Origin of the sequence: Bacillus sp. FSL W7-1085 (assembly GCF_038595035.1) — a bacterium.
Taxonomy (GTDB): domain Bacteria; phylum Bacillota; class Bacilli; order Bacillales; family Bacillaceae; genus Bacillus; species Bacillus altitudinis.
The window spans coordinates 2,224,023-2,246,395 of record NZ_CP152000.1; the positions used below are offsets into that span (position 1 = coordinate 2,224,023).

At 42.1% G+C, this 22,373-nt stretch carries 29 protein-coding genes; 3 read left to right on the forward strand and 26 right to left on the reverse strand.

Going from position 1 to position 22,373, the window contains the following annotated elements:
• Positions 1-30: 30 nt before the first annotated feature.
• From MKY11_RS11370 to MKY11_RS11470, 21 genes are all read right to left on the reverse strand, one after another.
• Positions 31-921 (reverse strand): polyprenyl synthetase family protein, encoded by an 891-nt coding sequence (locus MKY11_RS11370; protein ID WP_144679364.1) that lies wholly within the window; start codon positions 919-921, stop codon positions 31-33.
• On the reverse strand, positions 911-1,171 hold the full coding sequence (locus MKY11_RS11375) for an exodeoxyribonuclease VII small subunit (protein ID WP_003215880.1): 261 nt from the start codon (positions 1,169-1,171) through the stop codon (positions 911-913). Before MKY11_RS11375 ends, MKY11_RS11370 begins: the two co-directional genes overlap by 11 nt.
• A complete protein-coding gene (gene xseA, locus MKY11_RS11380; RefSeq protein ID WP_342501420.1) occupies positions 1,155-2,513 on the reverse strand; it encodes an exodeoxyribonuclease VII large subunit in 1,359 nt (452 codons plus the stop codon). Before xseA ends, MKY11_RS11375 begins: the two co-directional genes overlap by 17 nt.
• Before the next feature lie 70 nt (positions 2,514-2,583).
• Positions 2,584-3,435, reverse strand: coding sequence for a bifunctional methylenetetrahydrofolate dehydrogenase/methenyltetrahydrofolate cyclohydrolase FolD (folD, locus tag MKY11_RS11385; RefSeq protein ID WP_007501171.1), 852 nt, complete (start codon positions 3,433-3,435; stop codon positions 2,584-2,586).
• An 11-nt stretch (positions 3,436-3,446) separates the two neighbouring features.
• On the reverse strand, positions 3,447-3,842 hold the full coding sequence (gene nusB, locus MKY11_RS11390) for a transcription antitermination factor NusB (RefSeq protein WP_012010530.1): 396 nt from the start codon (positions 3,840-3,842) through the stop codon (positions 3,447-3,449).
• A 209-nt stretch (positions 3,843-4,051) separates the two neighbouring features.
• A complete protein-coding gene (locus tag MKY11_RS11395; RefSeq protein WP_017357965.1) occupies positions 4,052-4,459 on the reverse strand; it encodes an Asp23/Gls24 family envelope stress response protein in 408 nt (135 codons plus the stop codon).
• Positions 4,460-4,484: 25 nt separating this feature from the next.
• The gene (gene accC / locus MKY11_RS11400) at positions 4,485-5,834 is read right to left on the reverse strand and encodes an acetyl-CoA carboxylase biotin carboxylase subunit (RefSeq protein ID WP_024718863.1); all 1,350 of its coding nucleotides are present in this window, start codon (positions 5,832-5,834) and stop codon (positions 4,485-4,487) included.
• A gap of 11 nt (positions 5,835-5,845) precedes the next feature.
• Positions 5,846-6,328, reverse strand: coding sequence for an acetyl-CoA carboxylase biotin carboxyl carrier protein (accB, locus tag MKY11_RS11405; protein WP_019743732.1), 483 nt, complete (start codon positions 6,326-6,328; stop codon positions 5,846-5,848).
• A 194-nt stretch (positions 6,329-6,522) separates the two neighbouring features.
• Complete coding sequence (locus MKY11_RS11410) at positions 6,523-7,155, reverse strand: SpoIIIAH-like family protein (RefSeq protein ID WP_024718861.1); 633 nt, start codon at positions 7,153-7,155, stop codon at positions 6,523-6,525.
• Positions 7,155-7,826: a stage III sporulation protein AG gene (gene spoIIIAG, locus MKY11_RS11415; RefSeq protein WP_035390787.1), complete on the reverse strand. Its 672-nt coding sequence runs from the start codon at positions 7,824-7,826 to the stop codon at positions 7,155-7,157. The genes MKY11_RS11410 and spoIIIAG overlap by 1 nt, the downstream gene beginning before the upstream one ends.
• Positions 7,819-8,451: a stage III sporulation protein AF gene (spoIIIAF, locus tag MKY11_RS11420; protein ID WP_024718859.1), complete on the reverse strand. Its 633-nt coding sequence runs from the start codon at positions 8,449-8,451 to the stop codon at positions 7,819-7,821. Before spoIIIAF ends, spoIIIAG begins: the two co-directional genes overlap by 8 nt.
• A gap of 14 nt (positions 8,452-8,465) precedes the next feature.
• Complete coding sequence (gene spoIIIAE / locus MKY11_RS11425; protein WP_230677075.1) at positions 8,466-9,614, reverse strand: stage III sporulation protein AE; 1,149 nt, start codon at positions 9,612-9,614, stop codon at positions 8,466-8,468.
• Positions 9,615-9,678: 64 nt separating this feature from the next.
• Positions 9,679-10,092: a stage III sporulation protein AD gene (gene spoIIIAD, locus MKY11_RS11430; protein ID WP_087978339.1), complete on the reverse strand. Its 414-nt coding sequence runs from the start codon at positions 10,090-10,092 to the stop codon at positions 9,679-9,681.
• Positions 10,089-10,295, reverse strand: coding sequence for a stage III sporulation protein AC (gene spoIIIAC / locus MKY11_RS11435; protein ID WP_003153142.1), 207 nt, complete (start codon positions 10,293-10,295; stop codon positions 10,089-10,091). The genes spoIIIAD and spoIIIAC overlap by 4 nt, the downstream gene beginning before the upstream one ends.
• 19 nt (positions 10,296-10,314) lie before the next feature.
• A complete protein-coding gene (spoIIIAB, locus tag MKY11_RS11440; RefSeq protein WP_007501189.1) occupies positions 10,315-10,830 on the reverse strand; it encodes a stage III sporulation protein SpoIIIAB in 516 nt (171 codons plus the stop codon).
• Positions 10,824-11,747: a stage III sporulation protein AA gene (spoIIIAA, locus tag MKY11_RS11445; protein ID WP_024718857.1), complete on the reverse strand. Its 924-nt coding sequence runs from the start codon at positions 11,745-11,747 to the stop codon at positions 10,824-10,826. The genes spoIIIAB and spoIIIAA overlap by 7 nt, the downstream gene beginning before the upstream one ends.
• A gap of 66 nt (positions 11,748-11,813) precedes the next feature.
• Entirely contained in the window at positions 11,814-12,095 is a 282-nt protein-coding gene (locus tag MKY11_RS11450; RefSeq protein ID WP_039165991.1) for a YqhV family protein, read from the reverse strand.
• A gap of 173 nt (positions 12,096-12,268) precedes the next feature.
• Positions 12,269-12,826 carry an elongation factor P gene (gene efp / locus MKY11_RS11455; protein ID WP_007501192.1) on the reverse strand — a complete coding sequence of 186 codons (558 nt, stop codon included), beginning with the start codon at positions 12,824-12,826 and terminating at the stop codon, positions 12,269-12,271.
• A 25-nt stretch (positions 12,827-12,851) separates the two neighbouring features.
• On the reverse strand, positions 12,852-13,913 hold the full coding sequence (locus MKY11_RS11460) for a Xaa-Pro peptidase family protein (RefSeq protein WP_007501193.1): 1,062 nt from the start codon (positions 13,911-13,913) through the stop codon (positions 12,852-12,854).
• Positions 13,910-14,353, reverse strand: a complete 444-nt coding sequence (gene aroQ, locus MKY11_RS11465) for a type II 3-dehydroquinate dehydratase (protein WP_007501195.1) — start codon at positions 14,351-14,353, stop codon at positions 13,910-13,912. The genes MKY11_RS11460 and aroQ overlap by 4 nt, the downstream gene beginning before the upstream one ends.
• 109 nt (positions 14,354-14,462) lie before the next feature.
• Positions 14,463-14,990 (reverse strand): YqhR family membrane protein, encoded by a 528-nt coding sequence (locus MKY11_RS11470; protein WP_100325317.1) that lies wholly within the window; start codon positions 14,988-14,990, stop codon positions 14,463-14,465.
• 221 nt (positions 14,991-15,211) lie between these two features.
• Between MKY11_RS11470 and MKY11_RS11475 the strand changes: the two genes are divergently transcribed.
• Complete coding sequence (locus MKY11_RS11475) at positions 15,212-16,168, forward strand: DUF1385 domain-containing protein (protein WP_039165998.1); 957 nt, start codon at positions 15,212-15,214, stop codon at positions 16,166-16,168.
• Between the two features lie 38 nt (positions 16,169-16,206).
• A complete protein-coding gene (locus tag MKY11_RS11480; protein WP_007501201.1) occupies positions 16,207-16,602 on the forward strand; it encodes an SA1362 family protein in 396 nt (131 codons plus the stop codon).
• On the opposite strand, the gene MKY11_RS11485 is transcribed toward MKY11_RS11480, so the two are convergent.
• The 3 genes from MKY11_RS11485 to MKY11_RS11495 form a co-directional block, all read right to left on the reverse strand.
• Positions 16,599-17,474 (reverse strand): patatin-like phospholipase family protein, encoded by an 876-nt coding sequence (locus MKY11_RS11485; RefSeq protein ID WP_041091753.1) that lies wholly within the window; start codon positions 17,472-17,474, stop codon positions 16,599-16,601. The genes MKY11_RS11480 and MKY11_RS11485 overlap by 4 nt on opposite strands.
• Positions 17,475-17,577: 103 nt before the next feature.
• Complete coding sequence (gene mntR / locus MKY11_RS11490; protein ID WP_003215946.1) at positions 17,578-18,012, reverse strand: transcriptional regulator MntR; 435 nt, start codon at positions 18,010-18,012, stop codon at positions 17,578-17,580.
• A gap of 85 nt (positions 18,013-18,097) precedes the next feature.
• Positions 18,098-18,934 (reverse strand): biotin/lipoate A/B protein ligase family protein, encoded by an 837-nt coding sequence (locus MKY11_RS11495; RefSeq protein WP_024718854.1) that lies wholly within the window; start codon positions 18,932-18,934, stop codon positions 18,098-18,100.
• Positions 18,935-19,153: 219 nt separating this feature from the next.
• On the opposite strand from MKY11_RS11495, the gene MKY11_RS11500 reads away from it, so the two are divergent.
• Positions 19,154-19,534: a rhodanese-like domain-containing protein gene (locus MKY11_RS11500; protein ID WP_024718853.1), complete on the forward strand. Its 381-nt coding sequence runs from the start codon at positions 19,154-19,156 to the stop codon at positions 19,532-19,534.
• Between the two features lie 39 nt (positions 19,535-19,573).
• Here the strand turns inward: MKY11_RS11500 and gcvPB are convergent, their stop codons facing one another.
• A complete protein-coding gene (gene gcvPB / locus MKY11_RS11505) occupies positions 19,574-21,034 on the reverse strand; it encodes an aminomethyl-transferring glycine dehydrogenase subunit GcvPB (RefSeq protein WP_256688506.1) in 1,461 nt (486 codons plus the stop codon).
• Positions 21,027-22,373 carry an aminomethyl-transferring glycine dehydrogenase subunit GcvPA gene (gene gcvPA, locus MKY11_RS11510; RefSeq protein WP_035702787.1) on the reverse strand — a complete coding sequence of 449 codons (1,347 nt, stop codon included), beginning with the start codon at positions 22,371-22,373 and terminating at the stop codon, positions 21,027-21,029. Before gcvPA ends, gcvPB begins: the two co-directional genes overlap by 8 nt.

The following is a 22,373-nucleotide window of genomic DNA, read 5'->3' on the forward strand; positions in this document are numbered from 1 at the left end:
TGCTCGAGGACCCTCAAATCTAGGCTGTTTTTAGTGATCTCGTGAGGCAATCAGATCGCATAAATCATGCAGCAAGTTTTGCTCCAACTCAAGATTTGAGACAATTTCTTTCGCACGAGTGATATGTTCATCCAGCTTTTCTTTTGCTCCTGAAAGCGTTAATAAAGAAGGATATGTCGACTTTTCATTTGCTGTATCGGAGCCGATCCGCTTTCCTATTTTCTCTTCGCTGCCTTCAAGATCTAAAATATCATCACGGATTTGAAAAGCAATGCCAATATGATAGCTGAATTCTCTCAGCTTTTCGATCTCATCATCAGATGCACCTGCCAGTATCGCACCTGCAACCACACTAAAGGTGAGTAGCTTTCCTGTTTTGCGGGCATGAATCGATTCTAATTCAGAAAGAGGGATTTGTTTCTGTTCTGCTTCCATATCATCAAATTGCCCGCCAACCATTCCGAGTGCACCTGCTGATGTAACAAGTTCATCGATGATTCGAAGCTTTTGATCAGCAGGTACATCGTCAGATAATTGCGATGTAATCAGACGGAAGCTTTCAGTGAGCAGCGCATCACCTGCAAGAACGGCTGTTGCCTCGCCGTATACTTTATGGTTGGTCGGCTTTCCTCGGCGCAGATCATCATCATCCATACAAGGAAGATCATCATGTATCAAGGAATACGTATGAATCATTTCCACTGCACAGCCTACTGGTATACCGTCTTCTTCCCTTTTTCCATACGCATTTAAAAGAGCAAGAACAAGCACAGGACGCAGTCTTTTTCCGCCAGCTTTCAGAGAATAAAGCATAGAAGATTTCAGGTCTTCTGGAATAGACAATTCCTGCACATATGTAAATAAATAGTCTTCAATTGCTTGTTTTCGTGTTGTTAAAAATTCGTTTAAGTTACTTGTCACCAGCATCTGCCTCCTTCACAGAAAAAGGAGCCAGTTCACCGTCCTCTTTTAAAATGAAATCCATTTGCTTTTCAACATGCTGTAATTTTTCATGGCAAAGTTTTGAGAGTGTCATACCCTCTTGGAAATAGTGAATAGCTTGTTCTAGCGGTACATCGCCTTCTTCGAGCTTTCCCACAATCTCTTCAAGTCCTTTCATGGCCTCTTCAAATGTCATTTGTTCTTCTTTTTGTTTATTTGATTCTGTCATGATGATTGCCCTCCTTCTCAATAACCTCACAAATCAGACGTCCATCCTTCATTGTAATCGTCAGTTGATCCTTCGTTTCTACTTGATTCACACTTTTAATGAGCTCATCTTCTTTATAAGCTAAACTATAGCCTCTTTCCATGACTTGAAGCGGATTTAATGCATTTAGTTTACCAAGAACCGATTGGAACTGCGAATGAATTGTTTTCATTTGCACATTCATGCTCCGAATAAGCTGTTCTGTTTCATTGGCGTGACGTTTTTTCGCCTGAAGCAGCTGCTCTTTTGGATGAAGCGGCTTCAGTCTATATGTTTGGCGGTCAAGTTGACTGCGTTTTTGTTCCATTTGTCTTGTCAGCTGTTTTTGAAAACGATCAAATATCATATCGAATTGCTGCTCTTTTTGCTCTTGTAATCGTTTTGGAAATCGGAAAGCATAAGAGGATTGAAGTGCCACAAGACGGTCTTTTGCTTGTGACGTTCGATTTTTTACTGCTCTTGTTAACCGAATGTCGATTGATTTGATTCGTTCAATTAAATCAGCGGTGCTTGGAACAGCTAGTTCTGCTGCTCCTGTTGGTGTGGGTGCTCTCATGTCTGCAGTGAAATCACTAATGGTAAAGTCTGTTTCGTGCCCAACTGCAGAAATGATTGGAATGTCTGATGCGAAGATCGCTCTTGCGACTGCTTCTTCATTAAAGGCCCAAAGTTCTTCAATCGATCCTCCGCCTCTCCCGACAATCAAGACATCACAAAGCTGTTTTTCATTGGCTTCTTTTATCCGTTCCACAATCGAACGCGGAGCATTTTCTCCTTGGACTAATGCCGGAAGCACAATGATCTTGGCCTGCTGATAGCGCCGATTGATCGTGGTAATGACATCTCGAACAGCTGCTCCTGTTGGGGATGTAATGACACCAACAACCTCTGGATATTCAGGAATTGTTTTTTTATAGCGCTCATCAAATAAGCCTTCACTTGCTAGTTTCTTCTTCAGCTCTTCATAGGCAAGATGAAGAGCACCAACACCATCAGGCTGCATTTCTTTTGCATATAATTGATAGCTTCCGCTCGGTTCGTAGACTTGAATTCCGCCACGTACGAACACTTTCATTCCGCTCTTTGGTGAAAAAGGCAGCTTGGACGCGGAGCGCTGGAACATAACAGCTTGCATACGTGCATTTTCGTCCTTTAAGGTGAAATAAACATGACCTCTTGAATGAATCTTCACATTTGATAACTCACCTTTGATCCAAATATCTTCTAAATGAGGGTCAACATCAAATTTTCTTTTTATGTATTTTGTAAGGGCTGTGACCGTCACAAAGGCTTTTTCACTCATGACGTATTCCTCCTCTTCAAAAACGCACATTCATCCACCGGCAGCACGCAGGTGGATGAATGGATCAAGCTTATGATAATGTACGTTTTGCTGATTTAACCGTATTGTGTGCAAGCATCGTAATTGTCATTGGACCCACTCCGCCAGGGACTGGTGTGATGTAAGAAGCTTTTTCTTTTGCTGCTTCAAAGTCAACGTCCCCTACAAGTTTCCCTGTTTCTAGACGATTGACTCCTACATCAATGACAATAGCGCCTTCTTTAATTTGGTCAGCTTTAATAAAGTTTGCTCGACCGACGGCAACAACTAAAATGTCCGCTTTTAACGTATGTTCTGAAATGTTCGCCGTTCTTGAATGACAGTAGGTGACGGTTGCATTTTCGTTTAATAGCAATTGTCCAACTGGTTTGCCGACGATATTGCTTCGTCCTACAACGACCACTTCTTTGCCAGAGAGATCCACACCTGTTTTGTTCAATAATTCAACAATACCTGCTGGTGTGCAAGGGAGGAATGTGTCTTCCCCAAGTAGCATTTTCCCGATATTCAGCGGATGAAAACCATCTACGTCTTTCTCTGGTGAAATTCGTTCAATGACGGCTTTTTCAGAAATATGTTTTGGCAGTGGAAGCTGAACAAGAATTCCGTGGAATTGATCATTCGCATTGTACTGATCAATCATCTTTAGCAATTCCTCTTCTGTTAAAGAAGCATCTAAATGATCAAGCTGGAAATGCATGCCCATGGCTTCTGCTGCTTTTTTCTTCCCGCGTACGTAAGAAAGTGAAGCCGGATCATCACCGATTAGAATAACGGCAAGACCAGGTGTGACTCCTTTTTGTTTTAGCTCTTCTACTTCTTTTGCTAATTGTTCACGCTTTTCTTTTGCTGTTTCTTTCCCATCGATGATTGTTGCTGTCATGTCGAATCCTCCTATTGCTGCTTTAGGTCGTTTTTAATGTTTGAAAGTACACCATTTACAAATTTCGGCGCCTTATCGTCACCGAACAATTTAGCCAGTTCAATGGCTTCATTCATTGAAACACTCACCGGGATATCTTCTTGATATACCATTTCGTACACAGACAGCCTTAAAATGGCTCTGTCTACGTTCGCAATACGATCAAGTTTCCAATTCACAAGATGCTGTGAAATCATGTCATCGAGCTTGTCCTTTTGTTCGAGCACACCGAAAACCAGTTCCTCGAAAAAAGGATCTGATTCTTGTTCATCCAGCGCATGTGTAATGGCCTCTTTCGGATCAATATTGCTGACATCAATTTGAAATAATGTTTGTAGCGCCTTTTCTCTTGCAGTTCTTCTTTTCATTATTTACTCCTTTAACCACTTTATCCGCTTGTCGTTAAGCCATACAGAGATCATAACATATTTTGACCGCAGTCGCACCAAGATCCATGCGAGCTGTGACGAAAAACGAATCACTCCATGCGTGACGTAATCATCATGTGGAATTTTCCCAAAAATGGGCTTTAAAAAACCAAAGAGGCAATGCCTCCTTGGTTTCACTTCAACCCTTTTTACATTTCTTGATCAACTTCAGCTTCAGCTGTTTTTGTATCAAATTGAATGCCAACGACATGAATGTTGATTTCATTAATCGTTAAGGCCGTCATGTTTAAAAGGGTTTGACGGATATTTTCTTGAACAGCAGTGGATACCTTTGGAATGGATAGGCCAAATTCAACCACACAATACACATCAATTGTGATGCCTTCATCAGAGACATCTACTTTCACACCTTTACGGTGATTTTTCTTCCCAAAGCGTTCTGCCACATCAGCAGCGAAGTTGCCGCGCATTTCCGCAATTCCTTCGACCTCTGATGCAGCGATCCCAGCAATGACTTCAATCACTTCTGGCGCAATTTGCACTTTTCCCAATTGATCTTCATCAAGGTTCATTTCAAGCAAATTGTTTTCTGACACGATCATTCACCTCCGAAAGCTGTTATTATTTCATAATTTGATACGTTTCTAAAAACTTCGTATTAAAATTACCGCTCACAAATGTTTCGTGCTCTAGTAATCTGAGGTGGAATGGAATCGTTGTGTAGACTCCTTCAATGACGAATTCTTGCAGCGCACGTTTCATTCTTGCAATTGCTTCTTCTCTCGTTTTACCATATGTGATCACTTTCGCAATCATACTATCGTAATATGGCGGAATCACATAACCAGGGTAAGCGGCAGAATCAATACGTACTCCTAAACCGCCTGGCGGAAGGTACATTTTAATTTCACCAGCAGAAGGCATGAAATTTTTCTCAGGGTTCTCTGCGTTAATACGACATTCAATCGCCCAGCCTTCGTATACGACATCCTCTTGCGTAAGGGAAAGCTTTTCACCTGAAGCTACTTTGATCTGTTCTTTGATCAAATCAACACCAGTGACCATTTCCGTTACAGGATGCTCTACTTGGATACGTGTATTCATTTCCATGAAGTAAAACTTCTCTTCATTATAATCGTAAATGAATTCAACCGTTCCGGCACCTGTGTATTCAACAGCTTCGGCTGCTTTTACGGCAGCTTCACCCATTTGCTCACGAATATCTGCATTTAGTGCAGGTGATGGCGTTTCTTCCAGTAGCTTTTGCATTCTTCTTTGGATAGAACAATCACGTTCACCTAAGTGAATGGTATTCCCATGCTGATCAGCAAGGACTTGAATTTCAACGTGTCTAAAGTCTTCAATGAATTTCTCCAAATAGACACCTGGGTTCCCGAAGTTTTGTGCTGCTTCCTGCTGCGTAATGGTGACACCGTTAATGAGCTCTTCTTCTGTGCGAGCCACACGGATACCTTTACCACCGCCGCCTGCAGTTGCTTTAATAATGACAGGATACCCAATACTAGCTGCTGTTGAAACAGCATCATCAAGATCTTTTACAATTCCTTGAGAACCAGGGACAATTGGAACTCCAGCTTGTTTCATTGTTTCTCTTGCCACATCTTTCGTTCCCATTTTGGAAATCGCTGACGCAGTTGGTCCAACAAAGATGACATTACATTCCTCGCAAAGCTCAGCAAAGTCTGCATTTTCAGCAAGGAAACCATATCCTGGATGGATGGCATCTGTACCTGTTAGCTTTGCCACACTGACAATATTTGTCACATTTAAATAACTATCTTTTGAAGCAGTCGGTCCGATGCAATATGCTTCATCAGCCATTTGAACATGCAGCGCATCACGATCCGCTTCAGAAAATACCGCAACTGTTTCAATTCCAAGCTCTTTACAAGCACGGATGATTCTAACTGCGATTTCTCCTCTGTTTGCAATTAATAGCTTTTTAATCATGATCGTACTCCTTACTCTGCTTTCACTAGAAAGAGGGGTTGTCCGAATTCTACAAGCTGACCGTTTTCAGCTAATACTTCGACGATTTCGCCTTTTACTTCTGCTTCGATTTCATTAAACAGTTTCATCGCTTCAACGATACATACAACTGAGTTTTCCTTCACTTTAGAACCTGTTGTCACATATGGATCTGCTTCTGGTGAAGAAGAAGCGTAAAATGTGCCAACCATTGGGGATGTGATTTTATGCAGGTTTTCAGACGCAGTTGCCTCTTGTGCAGGGGCTTCGGTCTGAGCTGGAGCTTGTGCTTTAGGAGCTTGTTGAGCTGGAGCTGCTTGGACAGGAGCCACTGGTGCTTGTGCCGCAACTTGCTGAACGACTTCTTTATTTTTCTTTAACTTGATTTTTGCGCCTTCATTTTCGTACGTAAATTCATCAATTGTTGATTCGTCAATTAATTTAATTAGTTCATGAATCTCTTCAATTTTTAACATGGATTTGCACCCCTATGTATGGATTTATCTTTTTTTATAGGCTAGTACTAAAAGTACATACTATAACCATCTTACAGGAGGATTTCGTTGAATTCAACTATTAATGTGATGAGACACCTCGCACAAGCACCTGAAAAAGGGCGTCAACCCGCATGAAAAAACGCCCTTTTCAGAAAAGGGCGCTTGTGCATTTTTTATTGATTCGATGGCTCAAAAGTGACGGCTACGTTATCAAGCCCTCTCATTTCTTTTGTGACCAAATCAATAATATCTGCTGCTTGGGACTTTGATTTTTTATCAGAACGAACCGTGATGTTCACTTTATCTCCTTCTGCACTGACGAGCGCATCTTTATATCCTTTTGTTTTGATTAATGTCTCCAGCTGACGCTCTGTTCCTTCTGCCTCACTAAGCGCTGTCATTTGATCATAAGCTTCACTTTTTTCTTGCGCTGTTGCATCATCGCTAGACACGATTTCGTTATACTCTTCACGCTGCTTGCTGCGCTTATCTTCCAGTTCAAGTCTGTAGGTTGTGAAAAGTTCATCGTCGGTCTGCTCTGAAACAGCCTTTCCTTCTTCTCCACTTGTTTCAACATCTTCTTGTTTCGCATTGGTTTCTTTGTCAGTTGATTTCTCTTCTGCGTTCTTTTCGGTTCCTTTGTCAGTCCCTTTTTCTGGCTCAGCCTTTTTCTCTTCCATTCCTTTTGATTTTGTATCTTCTACTGTCACAGCATTCTCACCTTGTGGGGACATGATATAGTACACACTTAATACGACAACTAAACTTAGCATCGTTAATAGCCAAACCGTTTGTTTTTTTAACATCATTCCGAATCCTCCTTGATTTTTTTAGGGGCAACAGCCACTCTATGGCTCGGTACATCAAGCACTCGTGTAACCGCTTCAATGATGGTTTTCTTTATTTGAACGTTGTCTACTCCTTGAGCAACAACGAGGACACCTCGAATGTCTGGCTTTTTCGTTTGGACAACAACAGGTGTTTCTTCATTTCCATTTTTAATAATGACAATCTCTTCTTCTTTTGTTTGATCCGTGACACTTCGCACGCCGCCTTCTTTGTCTGTTTCCTCTGTCGTAGTGCTTTTATTGGATTTGTTTTTTTCAAACACTTTTAAAGAAGTTGCGTCTACATTTACCACGATAGATACATCCTCAACACCAATGATCGTTTCTAAAATCTCTTTCAGCTGATTTTCGTATTCTTGTTCAACATCCTCTATCGAGTTGTTTGACTTACCTGAAGAAGATGGTTTGAACACCGCCTGCTCTTCTGAGGATGTTTTTTTAGACGCAGGAACAGCAGCCTCTTGTTTGCTTGATGGCGGTGACAAAATTTGACTGACTAACATGAATGACACGCCGATGATGAAGACAAGTAGTAAGTAATGGTGCTTCGTTAATTTTGGTTTCCCTTCACCTTTTTCAGGTGCTTGGAACATTGATTTCAGTTTTTGTCTCCAGTCCTTGTTATTCATGATCTGCTGCGTCACCTCCCTCAATGTTGAGCGCAATGTGTTCAGGCCGTGTATTCCAAACATCTGCAAGCGTCTCTTTCACCCTCGCCATCTCTTTTGCTGACGTCTCGGCGCTTTCCTCCTTTTGCCTGGAAAGATCAATGTCGACCTTTGCCACCGTTTCTACAGCATCACCTGTGAGCGGGACAAGGACTGCTTTGATGCGAAATTGATCTGCCTCCATATTCTGATCAAGGTGCTCCTCATCTGCCAACACTTCTACGTGTTTCATTTCATAGCTCTCCTTCTCCAGTGGCTCCTTTGCGCTTTTTTCTAGTTGGACAGCCATTTGCTTTAAAATATATGCACGCTGTGAAGCTTGTATTTCTTTTTTTTCTAAATTCATCTGATTTTTTATTTCTTCTGATTGCGCTTGGTCCTTCCCTTTCATGATTTCTGAGAAAATTTGGTCCGGATCTGCCCGGAATAACGCAAAGATCGGATTGAGCATCACGACAATTAACAATAAGCTGACGACCATTTTTGCATACTTCTGCATGCTTGAATTGGGAAGCAAAAGATCAATCACAATCGCAAATAAAATAAATAGGATAATACTTGTGATCCATTCTGTGAGAAAACTCAAATGGTGTCCCCTCCTTACTTCATCATCATGGTGAGGTTGCCAGCTGTGATGATAACGGTAATGCTTAAAAAGAACATAAGCGATACAACAGCTAATGCAGCAAATATATAAAGAACACTTTTTGAAATGACATCAAGGCAGCTAATAATCGGCCCGCCCCCTAAAGGCTGAAGAATCGCAGCGGCCAGTTTATAAATCAGAGCGAGCGACAGCACTTTAATCGCTGGGAAAGCCGCAATTGAAATCAAAATGGCGACGCCTACAAGGCCAACCGTATTTTTCAGCAGCACAGAGGCGCTGATAACGGTATCTGTCGCATCAGTAAACATTCTGCCAAGGACAGGGATGAAATTTCCGGTAATAAACTTGGCTGTGCGAAGAGCGATTCCATCAGTGATAGCAGCAGATGCCCCCTGTACAGAAATGACGCCGAGGAATACAGTTAAAAAAACAGCGAGCCCCCCAATGGCGACATTTCTTAACAGCTGGGCAAGCTGGGTCACTTTGTATTGTTCGGTCAATGTACTGACTATGCTCAAGATCGCTGATAAAAAGATGAGCGGAAGAACGACATATTGAATAAAAACACCGCTCGTGTTCATTAAAAACAAAATCACAGGATGAAAGAATCCGGCTGAGACAAGCCCGCCTGATGAGGCAATAAGTGCTAATAAAAGAGGAATAAGAGCAAGAATAAAACTAGTCATCGTTTGAATGGCTTCTGTTGCATAAGAGATCGCAACATGAAAACTGTTTAATGCAATAATGATAAGCACCATATAAACAAGAGCGTATGCAACTTTACTAACAGTGCTTTGTTCAAACGCATTTTGCAAAAGCTGCAAAAGCGAACAAAAGATGGTAAGTAATATAAGTGTGCCTAAGAGCTTTCCATTGGCAATCAGCTCATGAAACAGATAATGAACAAAAGCCTTCAGCCACGTTTGGGGAGACAGCTCTTTATCGCCATCGATCATTTCCTTCACAGTACCTTTTTGGCTTTCAGGCAGAAAACCGCCATACTCGTCCAATATCGTTTCCCAAAAGTCACTGATAGAATGAAGCTCTAAGGCATCAGCCTGTCCACCCGCAACTTCTTCTGCGACCGGTTCTTCACTTGATAAAGGCACACTTTCTTCTGCACCTGCATACGGAACGATCATCCAAAAGAACATCATAAACCCCAGCACAGCTGTCACCCGTTTCATCATCATCACCTCTTTTCCATCAAGTCATGGACGGGATCATACCTAGGATCGTCTCAATGATGACCGTTAAAATCGGTACCGCCATGACCAAAATAAGAATCTTGCCGCCAAGCTCTATTTTTGAAGCGATGGCGCCTTGTCCAGCATCCTTTGTGAGCTGGGCACCAAATTCTGCAATATAGGCAATGCCAATGATTTTCAAAATGGTTTCAACGTATTTCATATTGACGCCTGCACTTGCTGCAATTTTTTCAATCATGGAGATAATGGCATAGATTTGATCGATTAAATAAAGGAAAATGACACACCCAGTAAACACAACAAGCATAAAGGCGAAGGTTGGCTTTTGTTCTTTGACGATTAATGCTAGAAAAGTAGCGATTAAACCAAGTCCAACAATTTGAATAATTTCGATTTGTAAGCCCTCCCCTATCCTTGAAATAGAAATACGGCTTTAATCTTCTTAAACAAATCATCCACAATGGTAGCAACCATAAATAAAATGTAGATAAATCCAAGCAGTGTGACCCACTGTGCGTACTCTTTTTTCCCCATTTGATCTAAAATCGTATGGAGAAAAGCCACGACGATACCCACTCCCGCAATTTGGAAAATGACGTTTACATCAACGCCCATGCTCTCGACTCCCTTCCTCTCACATCAATAACAGAATCAGTAGTAACCCACTTAGAAAACCAAGACTTCTCACCATTTTTTCATTTTTCGCTTGGGCAACTTCAGCTTCTTTCTCCTCTGATTCCAAATGGCCTAAAGCTAGCTTGATATATTTTTGCTGAGCCGTCACATCATGCTGACCAAGGGTTTCTCCAAAGTGCTTCAGCGCCTCATATTCGCCTTTTTTTAATACGGTTTTTTTCCATACATCCTCTAGACTTTCATTCCATGCATGCCTCGCAGAAAAGGTTCCGACGTTGAGTTTTTCTGCAAATTGTTCAAATAGCCGATTCACAGGCGGTCCTACTTGGGACGCAATTTGGTCAGCGGCTCTAGCTAAAGGTGTTTGACCATACATAATTTCAGCTTCAAGAGATTGGAGTGCAAACCGGAGCTGGCGGATTTGCTTTGGCCGATCACTGTACCGCTTCGCAAACTCGAATCCTCCCCATGTCGTAGCCGCAACAATGAAAATAGCACCAATAAGCTTTAACATACGTCCACTCCCCGCCTCCGCTTCAGCTCTTGTCCCTCTTGGTCAAATATCCGTCCGATCGTGCCAGGCCCTTTTTCTCTATTTAATTCCACATATCGATCAAACACACGAAGCTGCCATAACGGTTCAAATGATGGCCGTTTAGATAAGTCTTCAAGAGAATACCCATGAGCTGAGACGATAATGGTGACTCCCGCATGGATTGCTTCTAACAGTGCCTGTACATCTTCACTTTTTCCGATTTCATCCACAATGATGACTTCTGGGCTCATGGATCTGATCATCATCATTAACCCTTCAGCCTTTGGGCACGCATCAAGTACATCAATCCGGTGCCCAAAAGAATGCTGCGGCACTCCTCTTATACAACCTGCGATTTCAGAGCGTTCATCTACAATCCCTGTTTTTCTAGGAGAAATGGCTGTTGTTCCTGTACTGACAAGACGTGCTAGATCACGCAGCAATGTCGTTTTCCCGGTTTGCGGCGGACCTATAATCAGTGTGTTACACCAATGTTTTTCATATAAATAAGGGAGAAACGGCAGAGCAATTCCGATCTTCTCTTTTGCGATACGAATATTAAATGAAGAAATATCTCTTAAGCCTTTGACGAATCCATTTTCGACGATGACCTTTCCAGCAAGCCCGACTCGATGTCCGCCAGATATGGTGATATAGCCCTGTTTTAACTCTTCCTCCAGTGTGTACATGCTGTAATTACTGAGCCTGCCTAATAACTGAGCCGCATCTTCACCTGTTGTATAATAGGAAAGAAAGCGGGGTTTTCCTCCTTGCATCAGCTCAATTGGGCGATCGGTGCGAATGCGGATTTCTTCTATTTGCGCCCACTCTGCTTCTTTTAACATGCTGAGTTCTTGTCCAATTGAGTGCGGGAGAATATCCAACAAACTCCGCAACGAATTCCCCTCCTTTTTTTCTTCTCTAAAATGTATGATGCATGCCGTTAATTATGCCAAGCCATTTCACTTATAAATTCCAACAAGAATAAATACGACACCAATGAAAATAAACACAAGCTTCGCATAGGATAACTGCCCTGCAATTTGGTAGATTCCAATCGTCATCGTAATAATAAAAATGAGCGGCCCGATGATCGCTAATATACTATTGATGACAACCGCTTTACGCACATCATTTGTCACTAAAATGAGGATGGCGGCCGTCAGTTCAATCGTGGCAGATAAAAACCTCATCCCTGCCATGGCAGCGACTGATGGGTGTATACCCGGGAGAAATTGTTTCATATAGAACCTCCAGCTTTTTTTACACTATATGCTTCACTAGCTAGAAGTAGTCTTGTTTTTCAAAAGGAAGAGAGATGGATGAGAGAATAGAGTAAGGGGTGTCATAACGAGTCGTCCTATTTTTCAAATAAAAAAAGACTGTAAACACGAGGTTTACAGTCTCTCTCCGTTCATTACGCTCTTGAAACGTATGAACCGTCAGATGTATTGATCACTAGTTTATCACCTTGGTTCACAAAGAAAGGAACGTTCACGATTAAACCAGTTTCTGTTTTTGCAGGTTTTGATCCACCTGATGTCGTATCACCTTTAATACCAGGCTCTGTTTCTACTACTTCTAGTTCTACAGTGTTTGGAAGTTCTACTCCAAGTGTTTCATCACCGTACATGACGATTTGAACCGACATATTTTCAAGCAGATATTTCAGCTCATCTTTGATTTGCGCTTCGCTTAGTTCAAGTTGTTCGTATGAACTTGTATCCATGAATACATGCTGATCGCCATTTGCATATAAATATTGCATTGTTTTTGTTTCAATTTGAGCTTTCGCTACTTTTTCACCTGCACGGAATGTTTTCTCTTGAATCGCACCTGTACGCAGGTTACGCAGTTTCGAACGGACAAACGCTGCGCCTTTTCCTGGTTTTACGTGTTGGAAATCAACTACACGCCAAATACCGCCGTCCACTTCAATTGTCAGGCCTGTACGAAAATCGTTTACTGAAATCATTTTGTCATCCTCCTACATTTCACCATCATAATATGATAAGTTCTTTCGGTGAGTGGGTCAATCGTTTATTGCCGTCAGCTGTCAGGACGATATCATCCTCAATTCTCACGCCGCCGACATCTGGCAAGTAAATGCCTGGTTCAACTGTCACAACCATTCCCTCTTCTAACACGACATCTGAGCGTGAGGAAAGGCCAGGTGCTTCATGTACTTCCATACCAAGCCCATGTCCAGTCGAATGCCCGAAGTATTGACCGTAGCCATACTTTTCAATGATGTCTCGTGTGATGCGATCAGCTTCTTTTCCTGTTAAGCCTGGCTTGATTTTATCCACACCAGCGTTTTCTGCTTCTAATACGATATGATAAATTTCCTTTAATTTGTCGCTTGGTGTTCCTACAGCAATGGTTCTTGTCATGTCTGAACAATAGCCTTTATAATAGGCACCGAAATCCAGTGTCACCAAGTCGCCAGATTCAATCACCTTTTCGCTCGCTCTCCCGTGTGGCAGGCTTGAACGAACGCCAGAGGCAACAATCATATCGAATGAAGATCCTTCTGCCCCTTCTTTTCTCATGAAAAATTCAAGCTCGTTCATGACCGCAATTTCTGTCAGGCCCGGCTTGATGTACGTGAGAATATGATCAAAGGCATGATCTGCAATCTTCGCAGCTTCCTCTAATATCTTAATCTCTTCATTAGACTTAATCAAGCGCAACTTTTCAACTGATTCCGAGACTGGAACAAGCTCGATACCGCTTGCTTTCCCCGAGTACTGCTGGTAGGTGGCAAATGTCATATGGTTTTGTTCAAAACCAAGACGTTTCACCCCAAATTCGTTTGCCGTTTGGACAGCAGTTTCCACAATGTTTCCTTTATGTTCAATGATGTCATAGCCCTTTACTTGATCCTTGGCTTGCTCCGTGTAACGGAAATCCGTAATAAAGGCGGCTCGATCCTTTGAAACGATGGCAAGACCGGCTGATCCAGTAAAACTCGTCATATAATGTAAATTAAAGCTGCTCGTAATCACTAAACCATCTATGTCTAATTCGGCTAAAAGTTTTCTTAGTTTTTCAAGTTTCATGATACTGCTCCCCCTTCACTGACTAAATAACGAATCGCCAATTTATATCCTTCTAAACCAAGTCCAACGATTTGACCTTGGCATACTGGAGCAAGAACCGAATGATGGCGGAATTCCTCTCTCTTATGAACATTTGTGATATGTACTTCGATGACAGGTAACGTAATACTTGCAATGGCATCTCTCAGTGCATAGCTATAGTGGGTAAAAGCACCCGGGTTAAACACGACGCCATCGTACTGATCTTCTGCTTCATGGAGCGCATCGACCAGATCTCCCTCGTGATTCGATTGAAAGAACGTCAATTGAATATTTGCTCTTTCTGCAAACTGAAACAAATCCGTTTCTAAATCTGTTAATGTTTTACTTCCATAAACTCCTGGCTCTCTCTTGCCGAGCCTATTTAAGTTGGGCCCATTCAGCACTAGAAAATGAGGCATATGACCACTCCTTCACCCTAATTCACTCTATATCGATGTCTGTTTCTTTTTCCTTAGAAACCTTTCGTTTCCAAAAATAATTTTATCATATGAATGGTGGATTTACACTTTATTCTGTCTTTTTCCCGAGTGCCCTTGCAAGCTTCTGACTCGTTAATTCATTGTATTCAAATGAAATACTGTATCCGACAAACATGCCATATAAAATATATAGGCAAAATGTCGTCACAATGGTGCTTTGCTGCAAATCTTGCACTTGCTTCACATCGGGGAATATAGGATTAAATACATAAAAAACAAGCAGCCATAAAATCGCGCCATAGATCAGCCCCATCCAAAAACCTTTGATCCGTTTGAGCAGTCCATAATAAATAAAGGCTGCTCCAATAGATAAAATCCCTAAAAGTACAATACTCATAAATGTACCAAGTCCGCCTTTTTTCCATTCACCAAGCACAAATGGCTGCAACAGCATATTTGGACTCACCTCTGAAAAATGAAACATATGGGTCAGAAATCCGATAAAGCCCCAAAAAACTCCGCCGACAAAACCTGTGGCTGCTGCCCTTGCCATCATTGAAGACGTTTGTACTGATTGATTTTTTTCTTCTTGGTTTTTCTTTTCATCACGTTTCATATGAACACCTCCAGCAAGTAGTATGTCCAAAATGTCATGAAAAAAAAGGATTTCCGTGCGAGAGTGTAAAATTTTTATAACAGGGTATACTGGCTAAAAAGAGGTAGATAGAATTCTAGTAGATAATCGACCTGTGAGCTAGTGATTTCCCCTCTTTTCCTGTACAATAAAGGTATAAGGAAATGCATGTAAATTACAGGAAACAGGCAGGTTGATGAAATATGTCCAATCAAACAAAACCTCCAGCATATGGAGGGCAGGCAGTTGTGGAAGGTGTCATGTTCGGAGGTAAAAAGAACTATGTGACAGCGATTCGGCGTAAGGATGAGTCGATTGAGTTTTTAAAGCTTCCCCGGACCTCCAATAAACGAACCGCCTTTCTTAAGAAAATCCCTTTTGTCAGGGGTGTTGCTGCACTTGTTGAAGCAAGCGCAAACGGCAGTAAGCACTTAAACTTCTCCAGCGAGCGCTATGACTTAGATCCTTCTGAAGATCATTCTCTTGAAAAAGAACAAAAAAGCTCGAAATTATCAATGATCTTTGGCATTGCTGTGATCGGAGTTCTCTCTCTTCTTTTTAGTAAATTTGTCTTTACTTTAGTGCCTGTCTTTTTAGCCGAACTTGTGCGTCCGGTGTTTTCTGGAAACTTCGCACAGATTGCAGTGGAAACATTCTTTAAATTGATCCTGTTATTAGGCTATATTTACTTTATTTCCATGACCCCTTTAATTAAAAGGGTATTTCAATATCATGGGGCAGAACATAAAGTCATAAACTGCTATGAACAGAATCTTGACATCACAGTGGAAAATGTCCAAAGCCAATCTCGCCTGCATTATCGATGCGGCAGCAGCTTTATTTTATTCACTGTCATTGTCGGCATGTTCGTCTATTTACTCGTACCGACAGATCCTTTATGGGTGAGAGTTCTGAATCGCTTGGCGCTTATACCGGTTGTTCTGGGCATTTCATTTGAAGTGCTTCAGCTCACAAACAAACTCCGTGACGTGCCAGTGCTTAAAGTGCTTGGCTATCCTGGCCTTTGGCTGCAATTGCTCACAACAAAAGAACCCTCTGATGATCAAGTCGAGGTAGCCATTGCAAGTTTTAATGAACTTCTTCGTTTAGAGGAAGCATCTGCGAAACAAGCATCAGATTCTGCTCATCAAGTGATCTAGTTTATAAATCCGGTAAATTCTTTCGGAGGTGGACAGTTATGAATCGCCGAGTACATCCTGCTTTTACCATTATTTTCGCTTTAGGTGTTTTGGGATTTGTGTATTTACTCACAACGAATCCAAGCAGACTCTTTACGATGCTGCTATCAGTTGTGATCGTTGGAGCGGTTCTATTTTTCTTATTTAGATGGCTGATGAATCGAAGAACTGGAACAGAAGGAAATCTTTATCGTAAAGCAGTCAAACAATCAAAACGTCGCTACCAGCAGCCTAAACCAAAAACGAAAAGCCAGATGAAAAACCGGGTCACTCATTTGCGAAGCGTGCCGACTGACCACAAGTCTAAGCCCGTCCTTCTCAAAAAGAAAAGCCAAACACATTTGACAGTCATTGAAGGCAAGAAAAACAAAAAGAAAAATCGCGCCTTATTTTAAAATGTCCAGCTCTTTAAAAATTGCTCGGCCTTCTGTCTGCCTAGATCGACGAGCGCCTTTTTCTTTTCTGTCATGAGATGAAAATCAGTGGCAATGACGTGTTCTACAGGAATAAAAATAATATGACGTTCGTGTTTTGTGGCAATATGTCTTTCGTCATGAGCACCACGCATCGTTTCAAATAGAGCGCCAAACAGTTCAAACGCATTGCGGATGGAATGTTGAGGGCGTTCTTTTTCGTTTGGGGTTAATGTGACACCGACAAACGGTCTTTTTTTCTCTTCAGCAAAAAGCCAAATCGGAAAGTTGCTGAGCACGCCGCCATCCACTATGGTACAAATTCCTTTTGAAGACCTTAGTTTGACGGGTTCAAAAAAATACGGCAGACTGCAGCTCATCCGAATGGCTCTGGCGACAGAAAACCGTTCTGGATTTAACCCATAGGAAGGAAGGTCATCTGGAAGGACAAGGATTTTGCCATTTGTTAAATCAGAAGCGACGATTTTGAGCGTATCTTTTTTCAGATCACCGAATACGGTGACGCCTTTTCGTTTTAACACGTCTGTCAGCCATTTTTCTAGACGGTCACCTTTGTAAAGGCCAAGACGCCAATAAATAGACACCCACCTGAGCATTTTAAACGGGATGAATTGACACCTTCGGTCAAGCAATTGATGCTCATCCATTTCGTCTAACAGCTCCCGAATCTCCTGACTCGTAAAACCCGCTGCGATGAGTGAAGCAATGATTGCTCCCGCACTTGTTCCAGCGAGACGGACAAATTGAAATCCTCTTGCTTCAAGCGCTTCATAGGCGCCTGCAAGTGCTGCACCCTTAATGCCTCCACCTGAGAACACACCATCTATCTTCATCAAGGAGCCCCCTTTTCTGTCACACTATTAATAGTGTAGGAGCATTTGCCCTTCATTAGAACTATATTCAAAAAGGACACCCATGCTAAGGGTGTCCTTTTTCTTAAGATTCTTGATTTGTTTGTTCGTTTTTCTTTTGAATCGCTTTCAGCTGAACGGATCGCTCATCGTTTTCTTCAAAGAATTGGACGAGGTCGCCGATGCGGTCAATGCTGTTCCAGCTGAGATGATGCTCAATACCTTCTACATCATCATAAATTTTCTCTTCATCTACACCAATGATTCTTAAAAATTGCTCTAGCAGTTCATGTCTGTATACGAGACGTTTTCCAATTTTTTTGCCTTTCGGGGTTAAAATTAGACCACGATATTTCTCATAAATGAGGTATTCATCTTTATCTAGCTTCTGAACCATTTTTGTTACAGAGGAGGGATGGACAGCGAGGGCTTCTGCAATATCAGATACTCTTGCATATCCTTTTTCTTCTATCAGCATATAAATTTGTTCAATATAATCTTCCATACTAGGTGTAGTCATAAAACCCCTCCAAAATGCACCTTTACTTAATAATCATAACAATTCTACACCATCGCCCATTAAAAAACAAGAAGAGTCCTTCGTCTTAACGCTTGTAATTCCAATCATCTGTGGCGTATTTCGTTTTGGCGAGGTGATGAACAAATGCCAACTCTTCATCTGTCAGCTCATAAGGCACAAGCTCGATATTTAATCCTTTTTCAAACCCTCGTTTAAATGCAACACGCGCATCGTCTATCGTACATGTTCGATCTGAAATTTCATTGATCGCCACCGCTTTGTTTTTAAAGCTGCGCTGCATCCGCTCTCTCACCCGGTCGTTTGGATACAGAAATAAATCAAACAATTTGTCCTCATCAAGATCAATTAAGATCGAGCCATGCTGGAGGATCACACCTTTTTGTCTTGTTTGCGCACTGCCTGCTACTTTTCTGCCTTCTACAACAAGTTCGTACCATGAAGGCGCATCAAAACATACAGACGATCTTGGATTTTTTAAGCTTTCTTTTTCTTTTTCTGTACGAGGAATGGCAAAATACGCATCGAGTCCCAGTTCTTTAAAGCCCTCTAAAATCCCTTCTGAAATGACGCGGTATGCCTCTGTCACCGTCGCCGGCATCTCTGAGTGCTCTTCTGACACGATCACACTGTAGGTCAATTCCTGATCATGAAGAACGCCGCGGCCTCCTGTAGGCCTGCGAACAAATCCAAGACCATAGCGCTCAACCGCTTCCATGTTGATTTCTTTTTCAACATGTTGAAAATATCCAACAGATAATGTCGCTGGATTCCAACCATAAAAACGGATCACAGGCGGGATCAGCTTCTCGCTATGCCAATAAAGCAAGGCTTCGTCCATTGCCATGTTAAAGGCTGGGTCTTGGTTTCCTGTATCAATGAAACACCATTTCTCTTTTTGCATATAAAATCCCTTCTCTTTTACGTAGTCAATGTTAGATAATGGTGGTGACCACCGATTTTCTCTCTTCATCAGTCTATCAAATAGGGAAGGAATTGAAAATAATTCTTACCATTTATGATGACAAGTTTCTTTTGCTTTACTATAATAGTATTTGTCTAAAACGTACCATCAGACAGGTGACTGTGCTGATGCTCAAGAAGGAGTCGAGTCGTATTGCCAATATTCAACTATATCGTCCTCTCACTTTGTGGACTTTTCGTTCTTTATTCCATCGGCAGTTACATTTATCAGCAGCGCATAATGAAAACGCTGACGGAAGCAGAATTTATCAAAGGTTACCGCAAAGCCCAACTCATTGATGTGAGAGAACCAAATGAGTTTGAAGGTGGACATATTTTAGGCGCAAGAAACATTCCCCTTTCACAATTAAAGCAGCGCAAAAATGAAATACGCCCTGACAAGCCTGTTTATCTCTATTGCCAAAATAATTTGAGAAGCGGAAAAGCTGCTCAAACGTTACGTAAAAATGGCTGTCGTGAGATTTATAATTTAAAGGGCGGCTTTAAAAAATGGGGCGGCCGCATTAAAACAAAGAACTAACAAAAAAGACTCTGGGAGCTATTGCCCCCATGAGTCTTTTTATTTTCTTTCAAAAACCAGCACTGGATTCCGTGCAGCCTTTGTTTCATCCATTCGTTTCACAACGGTTGTATGTGGTGCTTCCTGTACGATTTCTGGGTTCTCTTCCGCTTCTTTTGCAATTTGAATCATCGCTTCAATAAATGCATCAAGGGTTTCTTTTGATTCTGTTTCAGTTGGTTCAATCATGATACATTCCTCTACATTTAGCGGGAAGTAAATCGTTGGCGGATGATAGCCAAAATCAAGTAATCGTTTGGCAATATCAAGTGTCCGCACACCTAGTTTCTTTTGACGTTTACCTGAAAGGACAAATTCATGCTTACAGTGGCGGTCAAATGGCAAATCATAATGAGCACATAAGCGGCGCATCATATAGTTTGCATTCAACACCGCATGATCCGTTACAGCCTTTAAGCCGTCTGGTCCCATAGAGCGGATATACGCATACGCTCTGACATTGATACCAAAGTTCCCATAGAACGGTTTCACACGGCCGATGGATTCTGGACGATCGTAATCAAAGAAATAACGACCTTCTTTCTTCACAAGCACTGGCTTTGGCAAATATGGAATCAAATCCTTTTTCACGCCAACTGGACCTGAACCAGGGCCTCCTCCTCCGTGTGGACCTGTAAAGGTTTTATGAAGATTTAAGTGAACCACATCAAACCCCATATCCCCCGGTCTTGCTCTGCTTAATACAGCATTTAAGTTCGCTCCATCATAATAAAGCTTCCCGCCTGCTCCGTGGACGATTTCAGCCATTTCTAAAATATTTTCTTCAAAAAGGCCGAGTGTATTTGGATTTGTGAGCATGAGAGCCGCCGTTTCTTCATTGACAACACGGCGCAGGTCGTCTAAATCGACAAGCCCATGTTCATTAGATGCCACCGTAATCGTTTCAAATCCTGCTACTGTTGCAGATGCGGGATTTGTTCCATGAGCAGAATCAGGCACGATGACTTTTGTTCGTTTAAGATCTCCTCTTGCTTCATGGTATGCACGAATCATCATGAGCCCCGTCCATTCGCCATGTGCTCCTGCCGCAGGCTGTAATGTCACGGCGTCCATTCCTGTAATTTCTTCTAAATGGTCACCTAAATCATAAAGTAACTCTAATGCACCTTGCACAGTGTCTGCCTCTTGAAGTGGATGCACGTTCGAGAAACCTGCAAGACGTGCCACCTTTTCGTTAATCTTTGGATTATATTTCATCGTACAAGAGCCTAGAGGATAAAAGCCAGAATCGACCCCGTGATTACGCCTAGATAATGCTGTGTAGTGACGCATAATATCCAGTTCAGAAACCTCTGGCAGCTCCGCATCTTCATGGCGGATATACGTTTCATCAAATAAATTTGGGAGCTTCTCCTCAGGTACGTCTAAATCAGGCAGGCTGTAACCAATTCTTCCTTCTTTGGATAATTCAAAAATAAGCGGCTGATCTTGTTTATTCATGACGATCCCCCAATTCCTTGATGAACGTATCAATTTCTTCTTTTGTTCTTAGTTCTGTCACAGCGACGAGCATATGCTGCTGAAGCTCTGGATAATCCCGTCCCAAGTCATATCCACCGATGATTCCTTTTTCAAGCAATCGCTCATTCGCTTCTTTCACAGGTTCATTCAGTTTCAGCACAAATTCATTAAAATGAGCGCCCTCTATTTCAGCCTGTAACCCATGTTTTTCTGCCTGCGTCTTGGCATAATGGGCCTTTTGTACGTTTTGATAGGCAATGTCTTTGATACCTGTTTTCCCAAGCGCCGTCATCGCAACAGAAGCGGCTAACGCATTTAATGCTTGGTTTGAACAAATATTTGAAGTCGCTTTGTCTCTTCGGATATGCTGCTCTCGCGCTTGAAGGGTCAGCACAAATCCTCGCACACCGTTCTCGTCTTCTGTTTGCCCGACTAAACGCCCCGGCACTTTCCGCATTAATTTTTTCGTCACAGCGAAATATCCACAATGAGGTCCGCCAAATGCAGCTGGAATGCCAAATGGCTGCGCATCACCAACGACAATATCTGCCCCAAGCTTTCCTGGTGGTGTCAGTAAACCAAGTGCAAGCGGGTTACTTGAGACGATGAATAAACTTTTCCCTTTATGCGCAATCGGTTCAATGTCTTTTAATGGTTCAACAACACCGAAGAAGTTTGGGTATTGTACAAGGACCGCTGCTGTTTCGTCGCAGACGGCTTCTTCTAATGCGGCTAGATCGGTCTGACCTTTTCGCGCAGGTACCTCGACGACTTCAATATGCTGTCCTTTCGCATATGTTTTCAGCACCGCTCTTGATTCAGGATGAACCGTCTCAGAGACCACAATCTTTTTCTTTTTTGTATGTCCTGCTGCCAGCATCGCCGCTTCAGCTAATGCCGTTCCGCCATCATACATCGAGGAGTTGGCAAGATCCATACCGGTCAGCTCAGCGATCATTGTTTGAAATTCAAAGATTGCCTGCAATTCACCTTGAGAAATTTCAGGCTGATAAGGTGTGTACGCTGTATAAAATTCAGAACGTGAAATCACATGGTCGACAATCACAGGCTGGTAATGATCATACACACCAGCACCTAAAAACGAGGCATAGGCCACTGTATCTTTATTTTTTGCAGCAAGACGAGACAATTCCCGCACTAGCTCTGTTTCAGATGCGGCTTCTTTGATGTTGTACGCACCTTTGAATCTGACTTTCTCTGGGATATCTGAGAAAAGCTCATCAATTGACTGAACACCGATGACATCCAGCATTTCTTTTTGATCTTGCTCTGTTTGCGGCAAATACCTGTGCTTCAT